General features: G+C 60.8%; 8 protein-coding genes. 3 read left to right on the forward strand and 5 right to left on the reverse strand.

Translation table 11 applies throughout. The features are described from left to right. Nucleotides 1-234 precede the first annotated feature (234 nt). On the forward strand, nucleotides 235-1,485 hold the full coding sequence (locus tag ACEN2T_RS20745; protein WP_095186431.1) for a glycoside hydrolase family 68 protein: 1,251 nt from the start codon (nucleotides 235-237) through the stop codon (nucleotides 1,483-1,485). Nucleotides 1,486-1,699: 214 nt separating this feature from the next. Here ACEN2T_RS20745 and ACEN2T_RS20750 read toward each other — a convergent pair whose 3' ends face one another. Then, on the reverse strand, nucleotides 1,700-3,115 hold the full coding sequence (locus ACEN2T_RS20750) for an MFS transporter (RefSeq protein ID WP_442117445.1): 1,416 nt from the start codon (nucleotides 3,113-3,115) through the stop codon (nucleotides 1,700-1,702). An 88-nt stretch (nucleotides 3,116-3,203) separates the two neighbouring features. Between ACEN2T_RS20750 and soxR the strand changes: the two genes are divergently transcribed. Then, nucleotides 3,204-3,656 (forward strand): redox-sensitive transcriptional activator SoxR, encoded by a 453-nt coding sequence (gene soxR / locus ACEN2T_RS20755; protein ID WP_442117446.1) that lies wholly within the window; start codon nucleotides 3,204-3,206, stop codon nucleotides 3,654-3,656. Between the two features lie 51 nt (nucleotides 3,657-3,707). Here the strand turns inward: soxR and ACEN2T_RS20760 are convergent, their stop codons facing one another. The 4 genes from ACEN2T_RS20760 to xylA all read right to left on the reverse strand — a co-directional run bounded on the left by ACEN2T_RS20760 (nucleotide 3,708) and on the right by xylA (nucleotide 8,967). Beyond that, complete coding sequence (locus tag ACEN2T_RS20760; RefSeq protein ID WP_095186434.1) at nucleotides 3,708-4,844, reverse strand: sugar ABC transporter permease; 1,137 nt, start codon at nucleotides 4,842-4,844, stop codon at nucleotides 3,708-3,710. Continuing rightward, the gene (gene xylG / locus ACEN2T_RS20765; protein WP_177326417.1) at nucleotides 4,845-6,392 is read right to left on the reverse strand and encodes a D-xylose ABC transporter ATP-binding protein; all 1,548 of its coding nucleotides are present in this window, start codon (nucleotides 6,390-6,392) and stop codon (nucleotides 4,845-4,847) included. A 5-nt stretch (nucleotides 6,393-6,397) separates the two neighbouring features. Beyond that, nucleotides 6,398-7,399 carry a D-xylose ABC transporter substrate-binding protein gene (gene xylF, locus ACEN2T_RS20770; protein ID WP_442117447.1) on the reverse strand — a complete coding sequence of 334 codons (1,002 nt, stop codon included), beginning with the start codon at nucleotides 7,397-7,399 and terminating at the stop codon, nucleotides 6,398-6,400. Nucleotides 7,400-7,650: 251 nt separating this feature from the next. Then, nucleotides 7,651-8,967, reverse strand: a complete 1,317-nt coding sequence (gene xylA / locus ACEN2T_RS20775; RefSeq protein ID WP_442117448.1) for a xylose isomerase — start codon at nucleotides 8,965-8,967, stop codon at nucleotides 7,651-7,653. Nucleotides 8,968-9,106: 139 nt separating this feature from the next. Between xylA and ACEN2T_RS20780 the strand changes: the two genes are divergently transcribed. Further along, nucleotides 9,107-10,303: a XylR family transcriptional regulator gene (locus ACEN2T_RS20780; protein ID WP_032885437.1), complete on the forward strand. Its 1,197-nt coding sequence runs from the start codon at nucleotides 9,107-9,109 to the stop codon at nucleotides 10,301-10,303. Nucleotides 10,304-10,394 lie beyond the last annotated feature (91 nt).

Raw genomic sequence — 10,394 nt, forward strand, 5'->3', positions numbered from 1 at the left:
TAGCTGTCATTTATTGCAAGTGCCACTGTATTTATATCAAGGATATAAATACAGTGATGGCCTTTGTAATATGAATAATTCTTAATGTTGCTATAAGCAAGTGCCCATGTTAAACCTTGGTGCGCACTTGCAGGGCCAACTATCTCTTGCTCTTTCAGTCAGTATTAAGTTGCTGACTGCCAGGTGCTATTTAATCTTCGCTTGTCACTTAAGCGTTAGCAAAAGGACATCATCATGAAACATGCGAATCACACACCCACTCGCTGGACACGGGCCGATGCGCTGAAAGTTAATGAGAATGACCCGACGACGACACAGCCGTTAGTGAGTCCTGACTTTCCTGTCATGAGTGACACGGTCTTTATTTGGGACACCATGCCATTGCGTGAACTGGATGGCACGGTGGTATCGGTGAATGGCTGGTCGGTGATCTTCACCTTGACCGCCGACCGTCGCCCCCATGATCCACAATTCATCAATGCCGATGGCCGTTACGACATCAAGCGCGATTGGGAAGACCGCCATGGTCATGCGCGTATCTGCTACTGGTATTCGCGCACCGGCAAAGACTGGATCTTCGGCGGCCGTGTCATGGCCGAAGGGGTTTCGCCGACCACCCGTGAATGGGCGGGCACGCCGATTCTGTTGAATAACAACGGTGACATCGACCTGTACTACACCTGCGTCACGCCGGGTGCCACGATTGCCAAAGTCAGGGGCCAGGTTGTCACGTCGGACACCGGTGTCACGCTCCAGGGCTTTGATCAGGTCAAGTCGTTGTTCGATGCCGACGGCACCTACTACCAAACCGAAGCGCAGAATGCGACCTGGAACTTTCGCGATCCCAGCCCCTTTATCGATCCCGTCGATGGCAAGTTGTACATGGTGTTCGAAGGCAATGTGGCCGGCGAGCGCGGGACTCACGAAGTGGGCCCGAATGAAATAGGTCTGGTGCCGCCAGGGCATGAAGATGTGGGGGGCGCGCGTTATCAGGTGGGGTGCATCGGCATTGCCGTGGCCAAGGACCTCAACGGTGACGAGTGGGAAATCCTGCCGCCATTGGTCACGGCCGTTGGCGTGAACGACCAGACCGAACGGCCGCACTATGTGTTCCAGGACAACAAGTACTACCTGTTCACCATCAGCCACAAGTTCACCTATGCGGATGGCGTGACGGGGCCGGATGGCGTCTATGGGTTCGTCAGTGATCATCTGTTCGGCCCCTATACGCTGATGAATGCGTCGGGGCTGGTACTTGGCAACCCGCCTTCGCAGCCGTTCCAGACGTACTCTCACTGCGTGATGCCCAACGGCCTGGTGACGTCGTTTATCGACAGCGTGCCCACCACCGGCGATGACTATCGCATCGGCGGCACCGAGGCACCGACGGTCAGGATCGTGTTGAAGGGTGATCGTTCGTTTGTGCAGGAGGCTTATGACTACGGCTACATTCCGGCGATGCGGGATGTGGTGTTGAGCCAGTGATCGCAGTGCAAAACCCAGCCTGATTCATCAGGTGTAAACCGATCCAAATAGTGTGGGATGGGGCTTGCCCCCGATGGCGGTGTCTCAGCCAAGAAGGTGTCGACTGGTCCACCGCTATCGGGGCAAGCCCCCTCCCACCTTTGACCCCGTTCAAGCAGTGATTTTTGAGCCGTTCATAATCCACGGTGGTCTTGGCAATCTCCAGAAATGGCCACTAACCGATCATGCGAACCACCCGCCTGGCAATCAGAACACCCACCACAGGCGCCAGCGTAAACACCCCAAACAGCCACACCGCAGCGCTCGCGGTGCCTTCGACACCGCCGGGTTCAGTGAGGCCGGCGACGTTCGCGACCATGCCCGCCAGTGCCGCGCCAAACGCGGTAGCGAACAGTTGCACGGTGGTAATCGACGCGCTGGCAAGGTCCTGCTCACCGGCCGGCGCCACCTGGAACACCCGGGTCAGCAAGTGCGGCCACGCCAGCCCCACGCCCAACCCAATCAGGATAAGCGCCAGGCAGATCGGTGTGAGCGTCTGCCCGCTGCCGTTGCTTTCGACGGGCATCAAGATGGCCAGCGCCACCATGCCCACCACGCCCAGGATCGGCCCGGCCAGGATCGCTCGTCGAATGTTGCCGCCCGTCACACCCGCGCTGGCGATTGACCCCAGCGTCCAGCCGGCCGCCATCAGTGCCGCCAGATAACCGGCCACCAACGGCGACTGGTGGTGCAGGACTTGAAGAAACAGCGGCACGAAGATTTCGCCACTGGTCACGGCCACCGCCAGCAATGACATCGTCGCGTACAGCGCGCCGAGTGCAGTGGTGATCCGAAACGCTCCGGCGGGCAACAGTCGATGGTGGGCGCGGCTTTCCGTGACGATCAGCAGCGCGGTGAACACCGCTGCCACGGCCAGCCCCAGCAGGTTCAGGGGCAGGGTGGACGAGACGCTGCCGGCCGACACCGCCAGTACCGCAGCCGTCAGCAGCACCAGTTGGGCGAGTGGCAGCGGTGTCGGCTCAACGCTATCGGTGCTGCGCTTGGGCAGGACCGCCGCCGCCAGCACCGCGAATAACCCGGCCACCGGAATCAACGACCAGAACGCCGCGCGCCATATGCCCAGCTCGGCAAACACCCCGCCCACCGCTGGCCCGACCAGCGTCGCCACGCCCCACATCCCCGACACCAACGCCATCGCGCGCGGCCACAGGCTTTCATCGAACACCAACCGAATCATCGCGTAGGACAGCGCGAACAAGAACCCACCACCCAGCCCCTGCACCAACCGCCCCACGAGCATCACCGGCATGGACGGCGCAAACGCACAGGCCAAGGCCCCGCCGGCAAACACCAGGCTGGCGACCAGGTACGCCGCACGCGGCCCGAGGCTGCCGAGCAGGCGCGCCGACAACGCCGAACCGAGGATCGAGGCGGCGACAAATAACGTGGTGTTCCAGGCGTAGTAGTCGATGCCGCCGATGTCCTGGACCACTGACGGCAGAATCGTGGTGGCGATGTACACGTTGATCGCATGCAGCACCACGCCGCCTGCCAGTGCGAGCGAACGTACGCCGTTGGCACCGGACAACAGCGCGGCCCAGTTGGAAGGGGAGGGTTGAGGTGTGTCCATGTAGGCTCCGATTCAAAGGACTGAAGGCTTGCCAAGGCAAGCCGACACCCTTTATAAAACCTCATGTTTAGATGAGGTCAAGAGCTGGATGGAAGCGAAAATCGATGTGCGCATCCCCCTCGGCGTGGGCGAATTGGCCCGCCGCAGCGGCGTGACCGTGGCCACGGTGCATTTCTACGAAGCCAAGGGGTTGATCCACGCACAACGCAGCGCGGGCAATCAGCGTCGCTATCAGCGTGACGTACTGCGCCGGATCGCGGTGATCAAGGTCGCGCAGCGCGCGGGCATTCCGTTGGCGACCATCAAGGACGCGTTGGACGAACTGCCTTCAGGACGGCCGTTGACGGCGAAAGACTGGACCCAACTCTCCACCCGCTGGCGCGACCTGTTGAGTGAGCGCATCAACAGCCTCACTCAACTGCGCGACCAACTCGATGGCTGTATCGGCTGTGGTTGCCTGTCCCTGGATGATTGCCCGCTGCGCAATCCGGGGGATCGCGTGGGGCAGTTGGGGGATGGGGCCGTGTTGCTCGGAAAGTGAGACGACCACCGCCCCTCCCACACGGGATTTGTGGTGTTTGTGAGGGTGGCGTCAGCGCCGACCCGTGCGCGTACTCACATCCACCCACACCGCCAACACCAGGATGCTGCCCTTCACAATCATCTGCCAGTAACTGTCCACGTCCAGCATCGACATGCCGTTATCCAGGCTGGTAATCACCAACGCCCCGAGCAACGCGCCATACACCGTGCCCGAGCCGCCGCGCATCGACGTACCACCAATAAAGCACGCAGCGATGGCATCCAACTCGCCCATATTGCCCGCCGACGGTGAGCCCGCCGCGAGCCGCGCGGTGTTGACCAGGCCGGCGAGGGCGCACATCACGCCCATGATGCCGAAGATCCACAGTTTCACCGCCTGCACGTTGATGCCCGACAGGCGCGTGGCTTCCATATTGCTGCCCACCGCATACACGCGGCGGCCGAACACGGTCTGGCTGGTGACGTAGCTGAACACGCCGAGCAGCACCAGCAACAGCAGCACTGGTACGGGGATGCCGTCGTAGCTGTTGAGGGTGGTGACGAACCCGGCGAGTACCGCGCCGATCACCGCCACGCGCAGCACGTCGCGCACCAGGGCGTGCGGCGCCAAGCCATGCAGCGCGCGGTTGCGCCGTTGTTTCCAGGTCAACAACAGGGTCAGGGCAAACAGCAAGACCCCAAGGCCAATCCCCACCGAATGCGGCAAATACCCCTGGCCTACGTACACCAACGACGGTGATACCGGCGCAATGGTTGTGCCGCCGGTGATTCCCAGCAGAATCCCGCGAAACGCCAGCATGCCGCCCAGGCCAACGATAAAAGAGGGGATGCGCAGGTAGGCCGTCATGTAACCGTTGGCCAAACCGATCATCAGCCCACACAGCGCCACCAGGCTGAGATTGGCCAGCAGCGGAATGTGATAAACCACATCCAGGATCGCCGCCAACCCGCCCAACAACCCCAGCAACGAACCCACCGACAAATCAATCTCGCCGCTAATAATCACCAGCACCATGCCGCACGCCAGAATTCCGGTGATTGCCATCTGCCGCAGCAGGTTCGACAGGTTGCGTGGCGTGAGGAAACCGCCCTCGGTCTGCCAACTGAAAAACAGCCAGATCACCGCCACGGCGATCACCAGCGCAAGCATTTTGTAGCGGGTAAACAGCTGTTTGACCTGATTCATCTACGCGGTCTTCCGATCATTATTGTTGTTTTGGCTGAGCGCAGCGGCGAGCACCTGTTCCTGGGTGAGCCCTTCATTGATGAAATCGCCGCGCAACTGGCCGTCGCCGATCACCAGCACGCGGTTGGACACGCCGAGCACTTCGGCCAGTTCCGAGGAGACCATGATGATCGACACGCCTTCGGCCGCCAGGGCGCCCATCAGTTTGTAGATCTCATACTTGGCGCCCACGTCCACCCCGCGCGTGGGTTCGTCGAGGATCAGCACTTTGGGCTTGGCCATCAGCATTTTCGCCAGCACGGCTTTTTGCTGATTGCCGCCGGACAAGCTGGTGATCGGCAAAAACGGGCTGGCCGTCTTGAGGTGCATGCGTGCGATCTGCTGGTCGATGCTGCCCAGTTCAGCTTCGGCGTCGATGCGGGTCATATGCGCATAGGTATCGAGGACCGCCAGGGTGATGTTCTGACCCACGCCCAGGTCGGGAATGATGCCTTGGCGCTTGCGGTCCTCGGGCACCATGCACAGCCCGGCGCGGATCGATTTGAGCGGCGTGCGCGTGTCGATTACCTGGCCGTCGAGCCACACCTCGGCGCTGTAGCGGCCGGGGTAGGCGCCGAAGAGCGCTGACACTAACTCCGTGCGTCCGGCGCCCACCAGCCCGGCAATACCGAGGATCTCGCCGCGCTTGAGCACGAAGGAAATATCATCGACACGCTTGCGCCTGGGGTTGTCCACGTCATAGCAGGTAACGTTGCGCGCCTCGAAAATCACCTCGCCGATGGCATGGGGCTCGGTAGGGTAGAGGTTGCTCATCTCGCGGCCGACCATCTGCGTGATGATCCGGGGAATGTCCATGTCGGCCATGGCCGTGGTCGCGATGTGTTTGCCGTCGCGGATCACCGCAATGGTGTCGCACACCGCCGCCACTTCATCGAGCTTGTGGGAGATGTACACGCAGGCCACACCCTTGGCTTTGAGGTCACGGATGATGTCGAGCAGTACCTCGATTTCCGAGCGGGTCAGGGCCGAAGAGGGCTCGTCGAGGATCAGCAGGCGCGCTTTTTTATTGAGCGCCTTGGCGATTTCTACCAGTTGCTGGTAGCCGCCGCCGTACTGCGACACCGGCAAGGCGACGTTCATGTCCGGCACCTTGAGTTCACGCATCAACGCTTCGGCGCGGTGGATCATCGCCGGGTAGTTCATGCGCCCGCCGGGCAATGTCAGTTCGTGGCCCATAAAGATGTTTTCGGCCACCGACAGGTCGGGCACCAGGGTCAGTTCCTGGTGAATGATCACGATACCGGCGGCCTCGGTTTCGCTGATGGACTGAGCCTTGAGCGGTTGCCCATCCCAGAGGATTTCACCCTCCCAGGTGCCGTATGGGTAGACCGCCGACAGCACCTTCATCAGTGTGGATTTACCCGCGCCGTTCTCACCGCACAGGCCGACACATTCCCCCGGCCGCACAGTGATGTCGATGCCGTTCAGCGCGTTGACACCGCCAAAGCTTTTGACGATGCCGTTCATTTGCAGCAGATAGTCAGCCATGGCGGTCACTGCCCGCCGATCTGCTCTTTGGTATAGAACCCGTCCTTCTCCAACAGATCGATATTGGCCTTGGTCAGCGGAGTCGGGGTGAGCAGGATGGTGTCGACTTTCTTGCTGCCGTTATCGTACTGCGAGCTGTAGGAGGGCTTCTCGTTACGTGCCAGTTGCACCGAGAGCTTGGCGGCTTCGGTGGCAATCAGCTTGAGTGGTTTGTACACGGTCATGGTCTGGGTGCCGTCGATCACGCGTTTGATCGCGGCGAGGTCAGCGTCCTGTCCGGAGATCGGCACCTTGCCCGCCAGTTTCTGCGCAGCCAGGGCCTGGATCGCACCGCCGGCGGTGGCGTCGTTGGAGGCGACGATGGCGTCGATTTTGTTGTTGTTCCGGGTCAGGGCGTTTTCGACGATGCTCAGGGCTTCGGTGGGGTTCCACTCCTTGACCCACTGCTGGCCGACTATCTTGATATCGCCCTTGTCGATGGCCGGTTGCAGCACCTTCATCTGGCCTTCGCGCAGCACCTTGGCGTTGTTGTCGGTAGGCGCGCCGCCGAGCAGGAAGTAGTTGCCCTTGGGCGCCGCTTGCAGCACACCGCTGGCCTGCATTTCGCCGACCTTTTCGTTATCGAAGGAAATGTAGGCATCGATGTCCGCATTGAGAATCAGGCGGTCATAGGACACCACTTTGATCCCGGCTTTCTTGGCTTCGGCCACCGCGTTGGTCAGCACCGTGGCGTTGAACGGCACGATAACGATCACATCGACGCCCCGGGAAATCAGGTTTTCGATCTGGGAAATCTGCTTCTGCTCGTTGGCATCGGCGGACTGCACAAAGACCTTCGCGTCGAGTTTTTCCGCAGCGGCGACGAAGTAATCGCGGTCGCGGGACCAGCGTTCCAGGCGCAGGTCGTCGATGGAGAAACCGATTTTCGGGTGGGCGGAATCGGCCATCACCGGCAGTGCGAGCAGGGCCAGGGCGGTGGCGAGCAGGGTACGTTTGAATGACTTCATGTTGGTGCGTCCTTTTATTGTTGTTGGAAGACTCTAGCCGAACACTGCTGTTGCTGTTTGCGTTGTGTGTAGCCTGGCTTTTTTGTGGTGAGTGGGCTTGCCCCGCGCTAGGGCGCGAAGCGACCCCAAACCAGACGATGCAATTTTACGTGACGCACCGAGGTGCCTGATTTCAGGGCCGCTTGGCGCCCCAGCGCGGGGCAAGCCCGCTCACTACAACTGCAGCCACAATCAAATGTACACAGCATCGGTCAGGTGTAGATAAACCGGTTCACAACACCTTCGAGCATCTCCTGTCGCCCGCTCACCGCCTGCGGGTTCAGTTCATGGGCAAACGTGTGTTCTGCCAGCGATTCCAGGCTGAACTCACCCGCCAGCACGGCTTGGCCCAGCGGCTGTTGCCAACCGGCATAACGCTGGTCCTTGAACTGCTGCAATCGGTCGTTTTGCACCATGGCCGCCGCACGCTCCAGGGCCAGCGCCAATACGTCCATGGCCTCCACATGCCCGTGGAACAGATCCACCTCATCCAGGCTCTGACGCCGTACCTTGGAATCAAAGTTATAGCCGCCGTTCTTGAACCCGCCAGCCTTGAGGATTTCATAGGTGGCGAGGGTCATCTCCTCGACGCTGTTGGGGAATTGGTCGGTGTCCCAGCCGTTCTGCGGGTCGCCACGGTTGGCGTCGATGCTGCCGAAGATACCGAGGGATACGGCCGTGGCGATCTCGTGATGGAAGCTGTGCCCGGCCAGGGTGGCGTGGTTGGCCTCGATATTCACCTTGATCTCGTGTTCCAGACCGTACTCATGCAGGAAACCGAACACCGTGGCGCTGTCGTAGTCGTACTGGTGCTTGGTCGGTTCCTGGGGCTTGGGCTCGATCAGCAGGTCGCCCTTGAAGCCGATCTTGTGCTTGTGTTCCACCACCATGCGCATAAAGCGCCCGAGCTGTTCGCGCTCGCGCTTGAGGTCGGTGTTGAGCAGGGTTTCATAGCCTTCACGACCGCCCCACAGCACATAGTTTGAGCCTTTGAGCCGCAGGGTGGCGTTCATCGCGCTGAACACCTGGGCGGCGGCGTAGGCAAACACTTCAGGGTCCGGGTTACTGGCAGCGCCGGCGGCAAAGCGCGGGTTGCTGAAGCAGTTCGCGGTGCCCCACAGCAGTTTGATCCCGGTTTGTTCCTGGTGACGCTCCAGATGGTCGACCATCTGTGCGAAGTGCTCGCGGTACTCCTTGAGCGAGCTGCCTTCGGGCGCCACGTCGGTGTCGTGAAAGCTGTAGTAGTCGATGCCCAGTTTGGAGAAAAACTCAAAGGCCGCCTCCGCCTTGCCGATGGCCACCTCCATCGGGTCGCCACTGCGCTGCCACGGGCGCTTGAAGGTGCCCATGCCAAACATATCGGCACCGGGCCACACGAAGGTGTGCCAGTAACACGCAGCCATGCGCAGGTGCTCGCGCATGGGTTTGCCGAGGATCAACTTGTTGGCGTCGTAATGGCGAAAGGCGAGGGGGGAATCGCTGCTGGGGCCTTCGAAGCGAACCTTCTCGACACCGGGGAAGTACGGCATGGCGTTTTCCTTATTGTTCTTGGCGGTGTCTGGATACTAGCAACGGCGATGGGGCTGGCGATTATGAAAATCACCAAGGCGTAGTGCGATTTTGTGCAGCGAGGGCTAGTCTGTCGCGACAGGCCCCAGGACAAAAACAATGAAAACCCTACCGCCCGTGCACCGAATCGCGCTGCTGTTCAACGGCAGCAAAATCTACGACCGCGGCATCATCGCCGGCATCGGTAATTACCTGAGCAGTACGCGTGTGTCCTGGGATTTGTTCCTGGAAGAGGACTTTCTATGCCGCCTCAAAGGCATCGAGCGTTTTCAGGGCGACGGTATCATTGCCGACTTCGACGACCCGCTGATTGGCGAGGCATTGGCCGACAGTCAGTTGCCGGTGGTAGCGGTGGGCGGCTCCTATGAAGACGGCCGCGCGTACCCCAAGGGCATCCCCTATGTGGCCACCGATAATTACGCATTGATGAAGTTGGCCTACGCGCATTTGATCGAGGCAGGGCTGACGCGCTTTGCCTGCTTCAGCCTGCCCGAAGCGCAGGCCAACCGCTGGGCCCAGGAGCGCGAAAAAGCCTTTCGCCGCCTGATGCTGCGCGACGGCTTGCAGGTGGAGGTGTATCGCGGCCTCGGCACCAGCGCGCCGTTGTGGGACAGCGCAGTGGAGCAGCAGATCGCCTGGCTGCACAGCTTGCCAAAGCCCATTGGCATTATTGCCGTGACCGATGCCCGTGCCCGGCAATTGCTGCAAGCCTGCCTCACAGCCGGCATCGCCGTGCCGGAACAAGTGGCGCTGATCGGCATCGACAACGATCCGCTGACCCGAACCCTTACGCGAGTGCCGCTGAGTTCGGTGATCCAGGGCACCGAAACCATGGGTCGCACTGCCGCTGCGCTGTTGCACCAGATGTTGCACGGCAAACCTTGCACCGGTACGCAAATCCTCGTGCCGCCGGACGCAATCAACGTCCAGGCCTCCAGCCTTCATCAACCCTTGGGCAATCCGTACGTGATGCAGGCGCTGCTGTTTATCCGCCAATACGCGTGCCAGGGCATCAAGACCGCTCAAGTGGCGGCGTATGTCGGTGTGTCGCGTTCATCCCTGGAAGCGCACTTTCGTAAGGTGCGCAATTGCAGCGTGCATGACGAAATCCTGCGCTTCAAACTCGCGGCTGCCGCCAGAGGCCTGGAAAACCGCGACCTGGCGATTGCCGACATCGCGTCGTCCTGCGGCTTCACCTCGGCGCAGTACCTGCACACCGTGTTTCGTCGCGAGTTTGGCTGTACGCCCCGGGAGTACCAGCGGGGCGCGGAGTTTGCGTTATCTGTGCCTGAGTAAGCCCTTACATACACTGCTGAACCCACTGTGGGAGGGGGCTTGCTCCCGATGGCGGTGTGTCAGTCAAGCTATTCATTGACTGACACACCGC

The sequence above is a fragment of the Pseudomonas sp. W22_MBD1_FP4 genome, assembly GCF_052113765.1.
In the GTDB taxonomy this organism is placed as follows: Bacteria; Pseudomonadota; Gammaproteobacteria; order Pseudomonadales; family Pseudomonadaceae; genus Aquipseudomonas; species Aquipseudomonas sivasensis.